This window comes from Lapidilactobacillus concavus DSM 17758 (assembly GCF_001435835.1).
GTDB lineage: Bacteria > Bacillota > Bacilli > Lactobacillales > Lactobacillaceae > Lapidilactobacillus > Lapidilactobacillus concavus.
On the sequence record NZ_AZFX01000084.1, the window covers coordinates 1 to 270 of the forward strand.

Sequence of the window (270 nt, forward strand, 5' to 3'; positions counted from 1 at the left end):
ACCATTTTAAAACATTTACCTTGAATGAACCATCATAAATAAATGTTGGTCTTCTAACTTCAAGTCCTTCTTCGCCGAATACTTGATATTGATTAACCCATTTAAGAATGGACGCATCTGACTTGATACCGTATTTGCGTGCAAGTTGACCGATCCCAACAGAAGAATTGAGATATTCTTGAACAACTCTAAACTTAAACTCTTTTGAGAACTTAGACATATGAAAACCCCCGGTATTGGATTTGGTCCAACATCGGGGGTTCAGTTCAC

1 protein-coding gene is annotated in these 270 nt (G+C 37.4%); it reads right to left on the reverse strand.

What is annotated here, in order from left to right:
- The coding region (locus tag FC15_RS07340) for an IS3 family transposase (RefSeq protein WP_057824936.1) at nucleotides 1-220 on the reverse strand (220 nt) is incomplete at its 3' end.
- Nucleotides 221-270 lie beyond the last annotated feature (50 nt).